Raw genomic sequence first — 17439 nt, forward strand, 5'->3', positions numbered from 1 at the left:
CGGCGGTCTTATCAAATTTGCCCAATACTTCGCGCTCATAGGCCAGCGCTTTTTTACGGTCAAATTTGTGTTCCCACTTGGCGATAACCAGTACCGCCAACGCGTTACCCACCACGTTCAGCGCAGTACGCGCCATGTCGAGGATACGGTCAACACCGGCGATAAATGCCAGACCTTCCAGCGGAATACCCACGCTACCCAGCGTAGCCAACAGCACCACAAACGACACACCCGGCACACCCGCGATCCCTTTCGAGGTCACCATCAGCGTCAGCACCAGTACGATTTCCTGCCACAACGACAGGTCAATGCCGTACAGCTGGGCGATAAAAATCGCGGCGATACTCTGGTACAGCGTCGAACCGTCAAGGTTGAACGAATACCCGGTCGGCACCACAAAACTGGTGATGGAGGCCGGTGCGCCATAGGCTTCCATCTTCTCAATAATACGCGGCAGCACGCTCTCAGAGCTGGCGGTAGAGTAGGCCAGAATCAGTTCGTCTTTCAGGATACGAATCAGGATCCAGATGCTCAAACCGCACACGCGCGCCACGATACCGAGCACCACCAGCGCGAAGAACAGGATGGCGAAATGCACCAGCAGCACCAGCTTCGCCAGCGGCCACAGGGAGGCAAAACCGAAGTTCGCCACGGTGACGGCGATCAGCGCAAAGACACCGACCGGCGCATAACGCATCACCATGTGCGTCACTTTAAACATCGTTTCAGAGATGGAACGGAACACGGTCACCAGCGGTTCGCGGTGAGTGGCCGGCAGTGAAGACAGGCCCAGACCAAACAGCACCGAGAAGAAGATAATCGGCAGCATGTCGCCTTTCGCCATCGACGCAACGATGTTGGTCGGCACCAGTGACAAAATCGTACCCATCAGGCCATGCGCGTGGCTCTGCACTTCTGCGGTTGTACTTTGATATTTCGAAATATCCACGGTCGCCAGCTGCGACATATCGACACCGGTACCAGGCTGGAACACATTCGCCAGCGTGATGCCGAGGATAATTGCCACGGTGGTGATCACTTCGAAATAGATAATGGTTTTGGCGCCAATACGACCCAGCTGTTTGGCATCACCGACCCCGGCAATACCGACGATCAACGTGGAGATAACTATCGGCACAACAATCATTTTGATCAGGTGGATAAAGATATCCCCTGCCGGAGACAGCAGGTTAACTACCAGCCATTCGCGGCTGTCACTGTGATAATGCAGGTAACTCCCCAGCAAAATGCCCAGCACCATGGCGATCAAAATCTGCCAGGCCAGGCTGACTTTCAAATTTTTCATAACAACGGACTTCCTCGATGGAGCGCTATTTCACATATAACCTATGGGAATAGTACATACTGAAAGGGTATGAATTGTGTTGCGTTCGTTTATGGAATTTTTTAACGCTTATTATCATTATCATTTGCATGGCATTCAGCGCAACCCTTTAAGAACAGGGCCTTTAGCTGATTTTATGCATAAAAACGCGAGTTTATGCGGGTCATCATGAATAACTTTTTGTTATAAAAGAATATTCATTTGATAAAAAATGAAGAATTATGACTGTGCGTTTTTTTCGCTAATTTGTTCAACTGCTGTTTTTTTGCACAGTAAAAACGACGCAAATCACAAAAAAACAAAAATTATTTTTGTCGATTCTGCAGCAATTTTGCCATATTGATTGAGTCAATCAACTGAGCACGATCCACCCTCGGCGAGTTTAAATCGAGAACTTTTTGCCACTGCAAAATAGCCTGTGCATAGTCGGCCTGCATAAACGCATCAGCAGCCAGCAGCATCAGCGCGGTAACTTCTGTCGGGTCCAGCGCCAGCGATTTCTCAATCATCTCACGGGTTTGCGGCGTCATATGCTGCCCGGACTGATAGTACAGCACCGTCGCCAGTGCCGAATAGATCTCGGCGTTTTCACCGCGCAAACGCAGCGCCTGCTCATAGGCCAGTAGCGCATTATGATACGCGTTTTGCCAAAGATAATACTCACCCAGTTGCGCCCATTGCGTGCTGTCTTGCGGGTTGGCACGTATTTTTGACTGCAGCGAAAGCAGTTGTTTTTCCTGCATATTTTCATCAGAAAACGCATGTAACGGGTCAGCCAGTCGCGCCTGCTCCTGCTGGACCGCCTGCCATTTTGGCGACAACAAATACCCTCCCGTACAGGCAATCACCATCAGCACAGCTATAGCGGCCAGGCGTTTTACCGGCATCGGACGCAACGGTGCACAACATTCAGGCTGACTCATCGTTCATCCTCTTCTACGCGCTGATGCGTTCTCACCCGCCAGATAATCACGCCCACCAGCAGCAATAACAGGCACGGCAGTGCCCACAACAACAGCGTCTGCTCATTGAGCGGCGGGTTATAGCGGACGAAATCACCGTAACGATCGGTCATCCACGTGGTGATCTCATGTTCACTTTTGCCCTCTGCCACCATGCTATACACCTGATGACGCATACTGACCGCCACCGGCGCATTGGATTCCAGTAAGTTTTGATTCTGGCACTGTGGGCAGCGCAACTGGCTGGCAATAGACAGCGCTTTTTCCTGCTGTTGCGGGTTGTCAAAACGCCAGGTGTCGACAACCTGGGCATGCGTAGCGAAAGTGATGAAAAACAAGACGATCGTTAAGAGTAAAAACTTTCTGCCGGATGGCGCTGCGCTTATCCGGCCTACGGTTTGCGTACCCTGTAGGCCGGATAAGGCGTTTACGCCGCCATCCGGCAACGCTGTGATTAATTTACGCATCGCGCTTTCTCCCCCGCCAGCCGCTGAGCAGCGCGCCGAATACCATCAGCAGCCCTCCGCCCCAAACCCAACGCACACCACTTTGCACGTACAAGCGCATGGCATAGCGCTCCGGTCCGGTTTTTTCGCCGATCACCGCGTACCAGTCGTGCAGCAGGTTCCAACGGATACCCGGCTCCATCATTTGCTGGCGACGCGCGGAATAGAAGCGTCTTTCGGGCTGCAGGCTGCCGATGCGTTTCTCATCCTGCCAGAGCGTAATCAGCGCCTTTTCACTGGTGTAGTTTCCTTTTGCTTCCAGAGAGAGGTGCTCAAAGCGGAAAACATAGCCTGCCAGTTCAACCTGCTGCCCAGGACTCAGATTCTGGCTCACTTCCTGGCGGCTCCCGCTGGAGAACACGATCCCTGCAGCAAAAACCAGCACGCCAGCATGCGCCAGCAGCGCCGGAAGCTGGCTTCGCAGCGGCACCTTCCGGCTTCTGATCGTCGCTATCACGATGACCACCAGCATCAGCAGGCCAAACGGCAGCGTTGCACGGTTGAAGTAAGGCGCGCCAACGGAGAGTCGTCCCCAACCAAACAGGCCGTAAATCATCGGATACAGCGTGCCAATTAGCACGATAAGCAGCACCGCGCAAAACAGCAGCAGCGCGACCAGAATCATCATCTCACGCGACCAGCCGCCAAAACGTACCGTGTGACCGACGTCCCGCGCCCGCCAGGCATACAGACCGAGCGATGCCAGGCTTAACACGGTAAACAGCGCAAACAGCGGCGCAGCGCGGACGTTGTCCAGCGCAAAGGCATGAACAGAAACCAGTATGCCGGAACGCACAATCAGCGTGCCCAACAGTGATAAAATCAGCGTGACAATCGCCAGCAGCAGCGACCAGTGCGGGAAGCCTCCACGCTGTCGTGAGACATACAGGCTATGCAGTAACGCACTGGCGGAAAGCCAGGGTAATAAGGAAGCGTTTTCTACCGGGTCCCAGAACCACCAGCCGCCCCAGCCCAGTTCACAATAAGCCCACCAGGAACCAAGGATGATCCCAAGCGTCAGGGCGCACCAGCCGGGCAGCGCCCAGCGCCAGCACACCCAGGCAGTCCGCGCGTTAAAGCCGCCGCGCAGCAGCGAAGCCAGCGCCACGCCGGCCGCCACCATCAGCCCACCGTAGCCCAGATACAGCAGCGGTGGATGCAGAATCAGCCCCAGGTGTTGCAGCATCGGGTTCAGGTCGCGCCCTTCAATTGCCGGCGGGAAGATGCGTACGAACGGATCGGACCACACCACCACGAACAGCAGCAATGACGCGGTCATCATTGACAGGACGCTGAGGGTTAACGGAAACAGCGCGTCCGGCTCACGCCTGGAGCGCCAGGCGAACAGTGCGCTCCAGGCAGAAAGAAACAGCACCCACAGTAGCAGCGATCCTTCATGACCACCCCACACCGCCGCCAGCTTTAATCCCCACGGCAGCAGGCTATAGCTGTGCTGAGCTACGTAAACAACGGAGAAATCACTGGTCAGGAAACAGAACACCAGAATGGCAAAGGCCAGCAACAGCAGCGCAAACTGCGTCCACACGCCCACGCAGGCCAGACGCATAACGCCCTGCCAGCGCTGACGTACGCCCGTCAGCACGGCAAGCGGGGTCAACACGTTGACCCCGAGACTTAACAACAATGCCAGAAAACCGGCTTCAGGAAGGAGTACGTCCAGAAATCACCTTGCCCTACGCAACCGTCAGTTGCCCTGCATACAGAATGAAAAAGCGCAGCAGCAGCACGCCGGTCAGGCTGGCACCACACACTGCCAGCACACCGTGAAACGTCGGGCTACGATTCGCCCACGGTTTCAGCAGCATCGGCAGGATCAGCCCCAACCCGGTCACGCCCAGCCAGAACCACCAGGTCCAGAAACCACCGCCCAACGCCGCAACCAGCGCGCGCATTTTGCCGTCATCGCCCAGCGCCAGCCCGATAAAGAACGCCGCCAGCAGGAAGATTTCCAGCCACACTACCGGGGTTTCCATGCGGTGTACAAAATGCGCCTCGGTGGTGTGCGGGTTACCGCGATGGCGCAATGCCATGGCGATCAGCGCCACCGCCGCACCGGACGAGATCCCGGAAAACAGGAACAGCACTGGCAAGATCGGGTTATTCAGGAACGGATAGGATTTCAGCGCCGACAGCAAGAACCCGGTGTAGGCCCCGAGCAGCACCGCCAGCACCAGCATCACTGTTTCCAGCAGACGATGGAACGGCGCGATCAGCGCCAGCAGTTTTGGCACGATCGTCAGACGAGGCACGAAGCGCTGTTGCAGGGCAATAACCTCTTTATCAAAGATTTTTGCCAGCCACAGCACCAGCACCACCATATACAACTGGAATAGCATGACCCCCATCGACATCACCGAGGTGAAGCTGTAGTGGAACATCAGTTTCCAGAAGGTCCATGGACGCGTCAGGTGCAAGACCAGGATCAGCAGGCCGAGAATAATCGCTCCCGGCCCGAGTACCAGCGTGGTACGCAGTAACGTACTGTCTGAACCGCCCGCTTCCGGATGCAGCCGTCGAAGCAATACCGACAGCGTCACCAGTCCGGCGGAAATACCGATCAGGAACAGATAGATGGCGATGGGCCAGTCCCACACCAGTGATTCAAAATGGAATGCAGAAGCGGGTGTCATTGGCTCACCTCCCCGTATTTAAAGGGAACGCGGTAGACCTTCGGTTTGGTGCCTAACGCCAGCTTGTAACGGTAGGTATTTTTCTGGTGCAACAGACGAGAGATCTCGCTGTTGGGATCGTCCAGATTACCAAACGTCAGCGCTTTCGTCGGACATGACTCAACGCAAGCAGGCTGCTTGCCCGCTTTCAGGTTGGTTTTACGGCAGAAGTCGCACTTATCTGCCGTCTTGTTGACCGGATGAATAAAGCGCACGCGATACGGGCAGGCGGCGATGCAATACTGGCAACCGACGCACAGATCCGGGTTCACATCCACAATGCCGGTGGCAGCATCGCGATACGATGCCCCCGTCGGGCAGACGTCAACACAGGGGGCGTGATCGCAGTGCTGGCACGAATGGCGGAAGAAGCGGTACTTCACATCAGGAAACGTCCCCAGCGGCTCGCTGCGAATAATCGTCAGACGCGATACGCCTTCCGGCACGTTGTTCACTTCCCGACAGGCATCCATGCAGGCGGTACAGCCGATGCATAATGATTCATCATGTATCATGACGTAACGCACGCCGTTAATGTTTAACGTCTTCGCCACGACGCGTCCCGCCGTCCCGCTAACAGCCACCAGCGCGCCGACGCCGGTGATAAACTGGCGACGAGAGCAACTCATGGATGCTCCTTAAGCAAGGGAATCGACGCCGGATTAAAGTTTGGATTGTTACGCTGATCGCTGTGGCAATCGACGCAAATCTTAATCCGTCCTTTATCGCTTAGCGTCTGCATCGTGTCTTGCTTCGGATGCAGTGAGTGACAGCTGGCACACGCTACTTTCGTCACGTGGACATCGTGCGGCCAGAACGCTTTTTGCAACTGCTCAGGCAGGTGACAGGACATACAGACGCTGTTCTGCTGCTCCACGTTGTACATCGGCTCATTAAAGCGCATCACATCCTTCACCCCTTCGCGGTGATTAGGTGACGGCTGGCCGTGACAGTTGGTGCAGGTAACCGGCAGTTTATTATTTGGGTTGATGACTTCGGCATGTTTACCATGCATGCCTTCGGTGTCCGGCTTGTGACAATCCAGACAGGCGGCATCCGGATTACGCTGTTGGGTGACCGTAAAGCGTTGATCCGATTCCTGTGGCGTGGGGGTCGCGGCATTCCCGCACAGGCTCCAGAACAGGCCTGACGCCAGCACCCCAGCAGTTAATAACGAACGTAATACGCTCATATTCACTCCGTTGAGTTATCCGCCCCTTGCGAGGCGGAAAGGGGTTATTGGCTTAACAGACCGTTTTTACGCGCCTGGTCTTCCCACTGCGGAATCACCGTTTTGATGAAGTCCTGCTTCTCAGCATTGATTTGCTGCATGTTCAAACCGATCGCCTTCTGGGCTTTCTCTTTCGTCGAGATATCCGGCAGCGGAATTTCATGGGTGATGCCTTTGGTCGCCAGCAGACGGACCAGCTTGGTACGGGCATCGGCCGCTTTATCCATCGCGCTACCCAACATACGCAGACCTTCTTCCGGCGCGTGCATGTGAATCCCGTGCGAGGCGATAGACAGATCCCAGCGCCATTGCGCATGGCGAATATCTTCCAGAATCGGCTTCATTTCAGCTTCCGTTGCGCCCGCATCCCATGCAGCTTTCGCTTCGAAGTGGGCATGTACCAGCTGATCTTCAACCTTGATTTTCAGGTCATGAATCGCTTGTTTACGCTCGGCAACCACTTTTTGCAGGGACGCTTTGTCCTGGGTGTGGCAGTTGGCGCAGGTCTGAGGGAAGTTATCGAACGGGTTACCAATTTTATGGTCGGTGTAGATCTTGCCTTCAGCGTTTTGCACTTTCGGCATATGACAGTCGATGCAGGTCACATTGTTCTTGCCGTGAATGCCCGCAGTCCAGGTTTCATATTCCGGGTGCTGCGCTTTCAGCATCGGCGTTTTAGACAGGGAGTTGGTCCAGTCGGAGAACGCAATGGCGTCGTAGTATTTCTCCATGTTCTCAACTTTCATCCCCTCGTCCCACGGGAACTTAACGGCTTTGTTTTTACCGTCGAAGTAGTACTCCACGTGACACTGGCCGCAGACCATGGACTGCTGGTCAAAGCGACCGGCTTTATCAAACGGTTTACCGATGCTTTCCATCGCGCGTTCTGCATAAGGACGGGACAACGTCAGCTCGGGCTTCCCTTTGGCGAAATCTGCCGAGGCGGTGTTATGGCAATCCGCACAGCCTAAATTGTTAACAATTTCCGGGCCGCCGCGCGCCCATTTACCGTGGAAATAACCGTCTTCGCCGTCTTTCTGGATCAGGCGCGCCACGTCAGGGCTTTTACAGCTCCAGCAGGCCATCGGCAGCGGACCATCTTCTGCAGTTTTTGGCGCGCCGGTACGTAATGTTTCACGGACATCGGTCACCGCGTAAGCATGCCCACGCGGTTTGTTGTAATCACGCGAGAAAGGATATCCCGCCCACAGAATCACCAGTCGAGGATCCTCTGCCAGCGCATCTTCACGTGCGGACTGCTCCGACGTGGCTTTCCATGAGAGGTATTGATCGGGATGCTGAGGGGCGAAGGTTTCATTCTTCGCTTCAACGGTGACGGTTTTTGCGGGTACTGGGGTTTGTTCAGCGTGAACGGCAGAGATAAATAAAAACGGTAATATCAGGCTGAAGAAACGGAGTACGGGTGATTTTGTCCTTGCCATAGGGGGGTCTCATCCAGATGACGCCATTGTCTGCAATGGCGATTCTTTTATTGTTTTCCATAACAGCAACCACACGTATACTGTCATGACATTGCTCCACCCTCTTTTTATCAAAAAACCACACTTAGAATGTTGTTTTTAATCAATTGTAAGTGCATGTAAAATACCACTTTAGAGTTAGTAAACCCCTCCAACCTCTCACTCTTTGGTCTATTCCCAACACCGATCACCTTTTTCAAACTTCTTCATATAACTGCATGTTATCGCGAGATTTAATTAATTTTTGCTAGTTCTCTTCAAAAATCAGTTTGCCGCTAATTTGCACAATTCGCTTATTGCGTGATCTGCCGCTCAAATCCCAAACAAAACTCTAAATGCCCCTACATTTAACGTTTATGAGACATATTATTAACATCCTACAAGGAGAACAAAAGCCATGAGCCAAATACATAAACACGCTATTCCCGCAAATATTGCGGATCGTTGCCTGATAAACCCGGAGCAGTACGACGCGAAATACCAACAATCTATTACCGACCCCGACACATTTTGGGGCGAGCAGGGAAAAATTCTCGATTGGATGCAACCTTATAGCCTGGTAAAGAACACCTCTTTTGCGCCCGGCAATGTGTCCATTAAATGGTACGAAGACGGCACGCTGAATCTGGCAGCGAACTGCCTTGACCGTCATCTACAGGAAAACGGCGATCGCACCGCCATCATCTGGGAAGGCGATGACGCAACTCAAAGTAAACATATTACCTATCGCGAACTGCATCGCGACGTTTGCCGTTTTGCCAATACATTGCTGGATTTAGGCATTAAAAAAGGCGATGTGGTGGCGATCTATATGCCAATGGTCCCGGAAGCTGCGGTGGCGATGCTGGCCTGCGCCCGTATTGGTGCGGTGCATTCGGTGATCTTTGGCGGGTTCTCGCCGGAAGCCGTTGCCGGACGTATCATCGACTCAAACTCGCGCCTGGTGATCACCGCCGATGAAGGTGTGCGTGCTGGACGCGGCATCCCGCTGAAAAAGAACGTGGATGATGCGCTGAAAAACCCGAACGTGAAGACCGTTGAGCACGTGGTGGTCCTCAAACGTACCGGCGGAAAAACAGACTGGCAGGAAGGCCGCGACCTGTGGTGGTCCGACCTTATTGAGAAAGCGAGCCCTGAGCATCAACCGGAAGAGATGAACGCGGAAGATCCGCTGTTTATTCTGTATACCTCCGGTTCAACCGGTAAGCCAAAAGGCGTGCTGCACACCACCGGCGGGTATCTGGTTTACGCGGCGACCACCTTCAAATACGTGTTTGATTATCATCAGGGCGATATCTACTGGTGTACCGCTGACGTCGGCTGGGTAACCGGGCACAGCTATTTGCTGTACGGCCCGCTGGCCTGCGGCGCTACCACGCTGATGTTCGAAGGCGTACCCAACTGGCCAACGCCTGCGCGTATGTCGCAGGTCGTGGATAAGCATCAGGTCAATATTCTCTATACCGCACCCACCGCGATCCGTGCCCTGATGGCAGAAGGCGATAAAGCGATTGAAGGCACCGACCGTTCGTCACTGCGTATTCTGGGCTCTGTCGGCGAGCCGATTAACCCAGAAGCTTGGGAATGGTACTGGAAGAAGATTGGCAACGAAAAATGCCCGGTCGTCGATACCTGGTGGCAGACCGAAACCGGCGGTTTCATGATCACCCCGCTGCCGGGCGCTACCGAACTGAAAGCCGGTTCGGCAACACGTCCGTTCTTCGGCGTGCAGCCGGCGATTGTCGATAACGAAGGCAACCCGCTGGAAGGCGCGACCGAAGGCAACCTGGTGATCACCGATTCCTGGCCGGGTCAGGCGAGAACCCTGTTTGGCGATCACGATCGTTTTGAGCAGACCTACTTCTCCACCTTCAAGAATATGTACTTCAGCGGCGACGGCGCGCGTCGTGACGAAGACGGCTACTACTGGATAACAGGACGCGTGGACGACGTGCTGAACGTTTCCGGCCACCGTCTGGGGACGGCTGAAATCGAGTCGGCGCTGGTGTCGCATCCGAAGATTGCCGAAGCCGCGGTAGTGGGTATTCCGCATAATATTAAAGGCCAGGCCATCTACGCCTACGTCACGCTGAACCACGGCGAAGAGCCGACACCTGAGCTGTACGCTGAAGTACGCAACTGGGTGCGTAAAGAAATTGGCCCGCTGGCAACGCCAGACGTGCTGCACTGGACCGACTCACTGCCAAAAACCCGCTCCGGCAAAATTATGCGCCGTATTCTGCGCAAAATTGCGGCTGGCGATACCAGCAATCTGGGCGATACCTCGACCCTCGCCGATCCTGGCGTGGTAGAGAAACTGCTCGAAGAGAAGCAGGCTATCGCGATGCCATCATAACCCTAACCGTGAAATGCCCGATGGCGCGCTGCTTATCGGGCCTACAGGTTCAGCATCCCTTGTAGGCCGGATAAGGCGTTAGCCGCCATCCGGCAAAATAAAAAATCCCCCTACCCTCTCTTCATCGGGAGGGAAATTATAAAACCTCCCCCAAAGGATTTCGTGTTGCCGGACTGCGACAGCTAACAGGTCATGCCTGTAGCGCGAAAGACAAAGGGGACCTCTGGAGAGCTCTGCGATGAATGACAATATTTATCAGCGGATAGAAGACAGTGCGCGTTTCAGGGAGTTAGTTGAAAAAAGGCAACGGTTTGCCGCTGTACTATCCATCATCATGCTGGTGGTTTATATCAGCTTTATTTTACTGATTGCCTTTGCGCCTGGCTGGCTGGGGACACCGCTACATGCGGGAACCAGCGTCACCCGAGGTATTCCAATTGGGGTGGGCGTGATCCTCATCTCCTTCCTCCTGACCGGAATCTATATCTGGCGGGCCAACGGTGAATTCGATCGTCTTAACAATGCGGTTCTGCACGAGGTTAAAGCATCATGAAGAGAGTCCTGACGGCGCTAGCCGCCACGCTGCCCTTCGCCGCAAATGCGGCGGATGCTATTAGCGGTGCAGTCCAACGCCAGCCAACCAACTGGCAGGCGATTGTTATGTTCCTGATTTTCGTCATATTTACGCTCGGCATTACCTACTGGGCGTCTAAGCGCGTGCGTTCGCGTAACGACTATTACACCGCGGGCGGTAACATCACCGGTTTCCAGAATGGGCTGGCGATTGCGGGCGACTATATGTCGGCGGCGTCGTTCCTCGGGATTTCCGCGCTGGTCTTTACCTCTGGCTATGACGGGCTGATTTACTCACTCGGCTTCCTGGTCGGCTGGCCAATCATTCTGTTCCTGATTGCCGAACGTCTGCGTAACCTCGGTCGCTACACCTTTGCGGACGTCGCCTCTTACCGTCTGAAGCAGGGGCCTATCCGTATTCTGTCGGCCTGTGGTTCACTGGTGGTGGTCGCGCTGTACCTGATCGCCCAGATGGTGGGTGCCGGGAAGCTTATCCAACTGCTGTTCGGTCTGAACTATCACATTGCTGTGGTGCTGGTTGGCGTACTGATGATGATGTACGTGCTGTTCGGCGGCATGCTGGCCACTACGTGGGTGCAAATCATCAAAGCCGTACTGCTGCTGTTCGGTGCCAGCTTTATGGCCTTTATGGTCATGAAGCACGTCGGCTTCAGCTTCAACAACCTGTTCACCGAAGCGATGGCGGTACACCCGAAAGGCTCGGCGATTATGAGCCCGGGCGGATTGGTGAAAGACCCAATATCGGCGCTATCGTTAGGCCTCGGACTGATGTTCGGAACCGCGGGTCTGCCGCACATTCTGATGCGTTTCTTCACGGTCAGCGATGCCCGCGAAGCGCGTAAGAGTGTGTTCTACGCCACCGGCTTTATGGGTTATTTCTACATCCTGACCTTTATCATCGGTTTTGGCGCAATAATGCTGGTCGGTGCAAACCCGGCGTATAAAGACGCGGCTGGCGCACTGATTGGCGGCAATAACATGGCGGCGGTGCATCTGGCCAACGCGGTGGGCGGTAACCTGTTCCTCGGCTTTATCTCCGCAGTGGCCTTTGCCACCATTCTGGCCGTGGTTGCTGGTCTGACGCTGGCGGGTGCCTCGGCGGTCTCTCACGATCTGTACGCTAACGTGTTCCGTAAAGGTGCTACCGAGCGTGAAGAACTGCGCGTGTCGAAAATCACCGTACTGGTACTGGGCGTGATTGCCATCCTGCTCGGCGTGCTGTTTGAAAACCAGAACATCGCCTTTATGGTCGGCCTGGCGTTCGCTATCGCGGCAAGCTGCAACTTCCCAATCATCCTGCTTTCCATGTACTGGTCACGACTGACCACGCGTGGTGCCATGCTGGGCGGCTGGTTAGGTCTGATAACGGCAGTGGTGCTGATGGTGCTTGGCCCAACGGTATGGGTGCAAATTCTCGGTCACGAAAAAGCCATTTTCCCGTATGAATACCCGGCGCTGTTCTCCATTAGCGTGGCGTTCCTCGGTATTTGGTTCTTCTCTGCCACCGATAATTCCGCAGAAGGTAATCGCGAGCGTGAGCAGTTCCGTGCTCAGTTCATCCGTTCCCAGACCGGGTACGGCGTAGAGCAAGGTCGCGCGCACTAATAGATCTCCTCCCCGACTTCACCGGTCGGGGAGTGTTCGGCACAGATTCAACCAGCGGTAAAACTCGCCACCAGACGGAGTTTTCCATCAATTAGCTTAAACAAATATGACGATGCTCCGTCACAAGACTCTGAGAGGCCAGGCCGTTGTTTATTCGCATCGGTACCCTGAGAAAGCCTTAAAACGCCCTCGTCAAATTCCCCCATAGCAACCGTGTCGCAGGTTCCGTCAACCACGTGACGCTGACCGTTTTCTTCATAATAAAACGTGCCGTCTTCATCACCCGGAAAGTATTTCCGTTTCTGCTCTTGTGCCGATAGCGCGTTTATCCGGTGTTCTTTGATTTCCAGAGTGTCAGGGTTAACATCAAGACTACTCAAGATGTGTAAACCCTTAATAATCTGCGACGCATTTTTATCAAACACCGCCTCGGTAAGCTGATCCGACTGAGATGATTGTGATTCATCGTAAGGAATAAAATCATCAAGGCTGCCCGGTAATGGGAATACAAAATAAGACTTTAATGCGGCAACGTTTTTCTCACTCAGCGCCTGCTGGAACTGTTGAAACTGAATCAGCGCGCTTTTCTTTTGTTCGGGCGTGTTGAGAGGGGTAACATCTTTCACATCATCAAGGATGAGCAAGACAGAGGTAAAGTGGAGGCCAGTTTGGGCATACATCGTTTTCCCGGTCAGGATGACATCTTTTCCCAGAGAAGGAGCAAGATCGGCGTAACCAGGCTTACTTTTGCCCATCAAAATAATCTGTACTAGCGGAACACTTTCACTCTCACCGGTAATATCACACTCAAAAGGTTGATCCAACTTAAGATAATCATAAGTTACCGCTTCATCGCCATCCTTGATGCTTTCGTAATTTGGCGGGCCGGGTAGCGTCTGTTGTATCAATGTTCCCTGAAGTACCACCTTTTGGTCCTCATCAGGACACCAGGCCATAACGACCTGGCTGAACAGGAGAGCAGATAACCACAAATATTTCACACTGAATATCCTTACACTGGCCAACGGAATTAATCACGATTGTAAAATATGAGCGTAAGGCTAAAAAGCGTTCATGGGAAAATCAGAATATCGACATCTTCCCCGGTCTTTTTCGCTGGGGATCACAGTTTTCTCTCTCCAACGTATCCATCACTGTTGATAGCGCTACAGTACCTAAATGAAATTGAAACACTGTTTTTATTACATAAACACGTTAATTCATTTTGAGAAAAGAGGATGCGATGAAGAAATATGCCCTGGTAGGAACCGGCGGGCGAGCGGGCCTGTATATCTCAGCGATTGGTGGGCAATGGAAGGAAAACGCCCGGCTGGTCGCCTTTTGCGACACCAACCAAACCCGTATGAACTACGCGAATCAGCTATTAAAAAATGAGGGGGCCGCTCCGGTATCCACCTGGAAAGCCGCACAGTTTGAAGATATGATCCGCGAAACCCGCCCCGATGTCATCATCGTGACCACTATGGACCGCACCCACGATGACTATATCGTGCGGGCGCTGCACGCGGGCTGTGATGTGATCACTGAAAAACCGATGACCATCGATGAGAAGCGCGCCCTGCGTATTCTCGACGCCATTGAAGAGACCGGACACGAGGTGCGCGTCGCTTTTAACTATCGCTATGCTCCGCATCACAGCAAGGTACGCGAGCTGCTGATGAACGGTGCCATTGGCGACGTCTTTTCGGTTCACTTTGAGTGGTTACTGAATACCGAACACGGCGCCGATTACTTCCGCCGCTGGCATCGGGAAAAGCGCAACAGCGGCGGCCTGCTGGTGCATAAATCAACCCATCATTTTGACCTGATGAACTTCTGGCTGGACAGCTATCCACAGCGTGTTTATGCCGAAGGCAGCCTGCGTTTCTACGGAAAAGAAAATGCCGAACGCCGCGGTGTGACGCAGTTTTATCCACGTGCTCATGGCTATGCGCAGGCCAAGGACGATCCGTTTGCACTGCAAATAGCGGAGAATCCGCAGCTTAAAGCGCTGTATCTGGATGCTGAACACGAAGACAATTATTTTCGCGATCAAAGCGTATTCAGCGATGGCATCACCATTGAAGACACGCTGTCGGTGCTGGTGAAGTATCAAAACCAGGTACAGCTCACCTACTCGTTGAACACTTATCTGCCGTGGGAAGGACTGAACGTGGTGTTTAACGGTAGCGAAGGTCGCCTGGAGATGAAGATCGTGGAGAAATCATACGTCAATGCAGGCGGGGCGAGGGAGAACGAAGGCAGCCTGGAAAGCTGTGATATTACCGTTTTCCCGATGTTCGCTGCGCCCTGGCAGGCCGACTTCACGCTGGGCGAAGGTGGCCACGGCGGCGGTGATAACGCGATGCTGGCCGATCTGTTTGGCGAGCCGCGACACGATCCGCTGCAGCGAGCCGCCGACCATCGCGCGGGCGCCATGTCAATTCTGACCGGCATCGCCGGGAATCGCTCCATGCAGCAGCAGCGCCCAGTAAATTTTAAAGAGTTTGAACTGATTTCACGGCTGAAATAGCGTACGGGCCGCTGGTCAGAACATCAGCCTCGCGACCAGCGGTGCCACCAGCACCATCACCACGCCGGAAAGCATCATTACCAGGCTGGCAATCACCCCTTCCTGTTGGCCAAGCTCATAGGAGCGCGCGGTGCCTGCGCCGTGCGACGCCGCACCAAACCCAGCCCCTTTCGCCATTCCTTCACGGATGGAAAGGCGCAAAAACAGCATGTCGCCCACCGCCATACCGAATACACCGGTGATCACCACAAACAGCGCCACCAGATCCGGTTGCCCGCCCAGCGGCTCGGCCGCAGCCAGCGCAAATGGCGTGGTTACCGAGCGCACCGCCAGGCTGCGCTGGATTTCATCGGGTAACATAAACAGACGCGCCAGCCATACCGAACTGGTGACGGCCACCAGCGTTGCCGTCACCACGCCTGCCGTCAGCGACATCCAGTGACGCTTAATGACCGCGAGGTTATCGTAAACCGGCACGGCAAATGCGATGGTCGCCGGGCCCAGAAGCCACATCAGCCAGTGCGATTCACCAATATAGTTTTGCCAGGAGATATGCCCGAACACCAGCATCAGCACCAGCAGCGCGGGCGTGAGGACCAGCGGCATCAGCGGCAATGTCCGAAAACGACGATACAGGCGCTTGTTGGCAAAATAGATACCCAGCGTAATCACCAGACACAACACGCTTAACTGGAAATTACTCACGGTTTAACCTGCTCATTTCATAGCGATACACTTTATCAACCACCCACGCAGTGGCACCGAGCACCATCAGCGTGCTGATGGCAATAACGGCAAAAATGCGCCAGCCATCCACCAGCAACAGGTGCGTATAGTTCACCACGGCAACAACCGCCGGGACAAAAAACAGCAGCATTTCAGCCAGCAGCCAACGGGCGCCTGCGCGTATCCAGCTAAGCGGGATCACCCTGCACACAATCAGCGCCAGCATCAGTACCATCCCGACCAGGTTGGCGGGAAGCGGCAAATGTAGCCAGGAGACAAGATATTGAGCAAAAACAAATAAACCTGCGTACAACAGAACCTGAACGGGGACCTGGAGTCGATGAATAACCGCAGGCGTCACGCGGCTAATCGCCACAGCCATGAGGGAATGTCCGTAAAAAAGAGAGAGCGCCAGTATAGAGACCCTCCCCCAAGGACTGAAATGAATTAAACTCATTGCAGGCATAGTCTTAAGGAATAATCATGGATATCAGAACGCTGCGATATTTTGTTGAGGTGGTTCGCCAGCAGAGCTTTACCCGCGCGGCAGAGAAGCTGTTTGTCACCCAGCCGACCATCAGCAAAATGTTGAAGAACCTTGAAGACGAGCTGAACTGCACGCTGCTAATCCGCGACGGGCGGCGATTGTTGTTGACCGATACCGGACGTATCGTCTTTGAACGCGGCCTGGCAATCCTCGCCGAATTCCGCCAGCTTGAGGCAGAACTGAGCGATATTAACCATCTGAATAAGGGGATCCTGCGACTCGGTATCCCCCCGATGGTCGGCATGTTAATGGCCGGCCCCATCAGCCTGTTTCGCCAGCGTTATCCCGGCGTTGAGCTGAAAATATCAGAATTTGGTGGCTTAACCGTCCAGCAGGCAGTGATGAACGGCGATCTGGATGTGGCGATGACGGCGCTACCGGTCGAAGAAGAGAGCGGTCTGGCGACCTTGCCGCTTTTCAGCCATCCACTTTGCGTGCTGGTGCCGCGCTCCGGCCAGTGGACAACCTGTGATTCTATTTCCCCCGAGGCGCTGGCCGAGCACCCGCTGCTAATCTACAACGAAGATTTCGCCCTAAGCCGTCAGTTGCTGGAGTTGTTTAGCCAGCACCACGTCAAGCCACGCATTGCGGTACGCAGCGGACAGTGGGATTTCCTCGCTGCGATGGTACAAGCCGGGGTTGGGATCGCCATTTTACCAGAACCCATTTGCCAAAAACTGGATAAGCAGACGCTACGCTGGATCCCGCTGGAAAGCCATTTACGCTGGCAGTTGGGCATGATCTGGCGCGAAGGCGTGTATCTGTCGCACAGCGCACAGGCGTGGCTAAAATGCTGCGAAGGGTTTTGGTTAACGCAGGAGACGTAAGTTGCCGGATGGCGGCGTAACCGCCTTATCCGGCCT

The 17439-nt window shown here is 54.3% G+C and carries 14 protein-coding genes and 1 pseudogene; 5 read left to right on the plus strand and 10 right to left on the minus strand.

Annotated features, from left to right (window positions below):
- The 7 genes and pseudogenes from gltP to nrfA form a co-directional block, all read right to left on the minus strand.
- Nucleotides 1-1306: glutamate/aspartate:proton symporter GltP (gene gltP, locus FDX01_RS03015; protein ID WP_137399229.1), on the minus strand; the 1306-nt coding region annotated here is incomplete at its 3' end.
- Nucleotides 1307-1650: 344 nt separating this feature from the next.
- Entirely contained in the window at nucleotides 1651-2268 is a 618-nt protein-coding gene (gene nrfG / locus FDX01_RS03020) for a heme lyase NrfEFG subunit NrfG (protein WP_096758684.1), read from the minus strand.
- A pseudogene (gene nrfF / locus FDX01_RS03030) lies at nucleotides 2265-4494 on the minus strand (heme lyase NrfEFG subunit NrfF). The gene nrfG and the pseudogene nrfF overlap by 4 nt, the downstream one beginning before the upstream one ends.
- A 13-nt stretch (nucleotides 4495-4507) precedes the next feature.
- Entirely contained in the window at nucleotides 4508-5464 is a 957-nt protein-coding gene (gene nrfD / locus FDX01_RS03035; RefSeq protein ID WP_137399206.1) for a cytochrome c nitrite reductase subunit NrfD, read from the minus strand.
- Nucleotides 5461-6132, minus strand: a complete 672-nt coding sequence (gene nrfC / locus FDX01_RS03040) for a cytochrome c nitrite reductase Fe-S protein (protein WP_137399207.1) — start codon at nucleotides 6130-6132, stop codon at nucleotides 5461-5463. The genes nrfD and nrfC overlap by 4 nt, the downstream gene beginning before the upstream one ends.
- Entirely contained in the window at nucleotides 6129-6695 is a 567-nt protein-coding gene (gene nrfB, locus FDX01_RS03045; protein ID WP_096758689.1) for a cytochrome c nitrite reductase pentaheme subunit, read from the minus strand. The genes nrfC and nrfB overlap by 4 nt, the downstream gene beginning before the upstream one ends.
- A gap of 44 nt (nucleotides 6696-6739) precedes the next feature.
- Complete coding sequence (nrfA, locus tag FDX01_RS03050) at nucleotides 6740-8176, minus strand: ammonia-forming nitrite reductase cytochrome c552 subunit (RefSeq protein WP_096758690.1); 1437 nt, start codon at nucleotides 8174-8176, stop codon at nucleotides 6740-6742.
- Nucleotides 8177-8612: 436 nt separating this feature from the next.
- On the opposite strand from nrfA, the gene acs reads away from it, so the two are divergent.
- From acs to actP, 3 genes are all read left to right on the plus strand, one after another.
- Complete coding sequence (gene acs, locus FDX01_RS03060; protein WP_115259691.1) at nucleotides 8613-10571, plus strand: acetate--CoA ligase; 1959 nt, start codon at nucleotides 8613-8615, stop codon at nucleotides 10569-10571.
- Nucleotides 10572-10809: 238 nt separating this feature from the next.
- On the plus strand, nucleotides 10810-11124 hold the full coding sequence (locus tag FDX01_RS03065; protein WP_096758693.1) for a DUF485 domain-containing protein: 315 nt from the start codon (nucleotides 10810-10812) through the stop codon (nucleotides 11122-11124).
- Nucleotides 11121-12770: a cation/acetate symporter ActP gene (actP, locus tag FDX01_RS03070; protein ID WP_096758694.1), complete on the plus strand. Its 1650-nt coding sequence runs from the start codon at nucleotides 11121-11123 to the stop codon at nucleotides 12768-12770. Before FDX01_RS03065 ends, actP begins: the two co-directional genes overlap by 4 nt.
- A gap of 47 nt (nucleotides 12771-12817) precedes the next feature.
- Here the strand turns inward: actP and FDX01_RS03075 are convergent, their stop codons facing one another.
- Nucleotides 12818-13771 (minus strand): DUF4431 domain-containing protein, encoded by a 954-nt coding sequence (locus tag FDX01_RS03075; RefSeq protein ID WP_117343596.1) that lies wholly within the window; start codon nucleotides 13769-13771, stop codon nucleotides 12818-12820.
- Nucleotides 13772-14013: 242 nt separating this feature from the next.
- Between FDX01_RS03075 and FDX01_RS03080 the strand changes: the two genes are divergently transcribed.
- Nucleotides 14014-15303, plus strand: coding sequence for a Gfo/Idh/MocA family oxidoreductase (locus FDX01_RS03080; protein WP_137399208.1), 1290 nt, complete (start codon nucleotides 14014-14016; stop codon nucleotides 15301-15303).
- Nucleotides 15304-15318: 15 nt separating this feature from the next.
- Here the strand turns inward: FDX01_RS03080 and FDX01_RS03085 are convergent, their stop codons facing one another.
- Both FDX01_RS03085 and FDX01_RS03090 read right to left on the minus strand, forming a co-directional pair.
- Complete coding sequence (locus FDX01_RS03085) at nucleotides 15319-16008, minus strand: LrgB family protein (protein ID WP_115259693.1); 690 nt, start codon at nucleotides 16006-16008, stop codon at nucleotides 15319-15321.
- A complete protein-coding gene (locus FDX01_RS03090) occupies nucleotides 16001-16411 on the minus strand; it encodes a CidA/LrgA family protein (RefSeq protein ID WP_115259694.1) in 411 nt (136 codons plus the stop codon). The genes FDX01_RS03085 and FDX01_RS03090 overlap by 8 nt, the downstream gene beginning before the upstream one ends.
- Nucleotides 16412-16512: 101 nt before the next feature.
- On the opposite strand from FDX01_RS03090, the gene FDX01_RS03095 reads away from it, so the two are divergent.
- Entirely contained in the window at nucleotides 16513-17403 is an 891-nt protein-coding gene (locus tag FDX01_RS03095) for a LysR family transcriptional regulator (RefSeq protein ID WP_096758697.1), read from the plus strand.
- Nucleotides 17404-17439 lie beyond the last annotated feature (36 nt).

Source organism: Citrobacter sp. wls613 (assembly GCF_005281195.1).
GTDB classification, from domain to species: domain Bacteria; phylum Pseudomonadota; class Gammaproteobacteria; order Enterobacterales; family Enterobacteriaceae; genus Citrobacter; species Citrobacter gillenii.

Bases quoted from the DNA above. Each gene is read 5' to 3' on its own strand.
- acs (WP_115259691.1), top strand. From the start codon at position 8,613: ATGAGCCAAATACATAAACACGCTATTCCCGCAAATATTGCGGATCGT.
- FDX01_RS03080 (WP_137399208.1), top strand. From the start codon at position 14,014: ATGAAGAAATATGCCCTGGTAGGAACCGGCGGGCGAGCGGGCCTGTAT.
- nrfD (WP_137399206.1), bottom strand. From the start codon at position 5,464: ATGACACCCGCTTCTGCATTCCATTTTGAATCACTGGTGTGGGACTGG.
- nrfG (WP_096758684.1), bottom strand. From the start codon at position 2,268: ATGAGTCAGCCTGAATGTTGTGCACCGTTGCGTCCGATGCCGGTAAAA.
- FDX01_RS03095 (WP_096758697.1), top strand. From the start codon at position 16,513: ATGGATATCAGAACGCTGCGATATTTTGTTGAGGTGGTTCGCCAGCAG.
- nrfB (WP_096758689.1), bottom strand. From the start codon at position 6,695: ATGAGCGTATTACGTTCGTTATTAACTGCTGGGGTGCTGGCGTCAGGC.
- actP (WP_096758694.1), top strand. From the start codon at position 11,121: ATGAAGAGAGTCCTGACGGCGCTAGCCGCCACGCTGCCCTTCGCCGCA.
- FDX01_RS03090 (WP_115259694.1), bottom strand. From the start codon at position 16,411: ATGGCTGTGGCGATTAGCCGCGTGACGCCTGCGGTTATTCATCGACTC.
- FDX01_RS03065 (WP_096758693.1), top strand. From the start codon at position 10,810: ATGAATGACAATATTTATCAGCGGATAGAAGACAGTGCGCGTTTCAGG.
- nrfA (WP_096758690.1), bottom strand. From the start codon at position 8,176: ATGGCAAGGACAAAATCACCCGTACTCCGTTTCTTCAGCCTGATATTA.
- nrfC (WP_137399207.1), bottom strand. From the start codon at position 6,132: ATGAGTTGCTCTCGTCGCCAGTTTATCACCGGCGTCGGCGCGCTGGTG.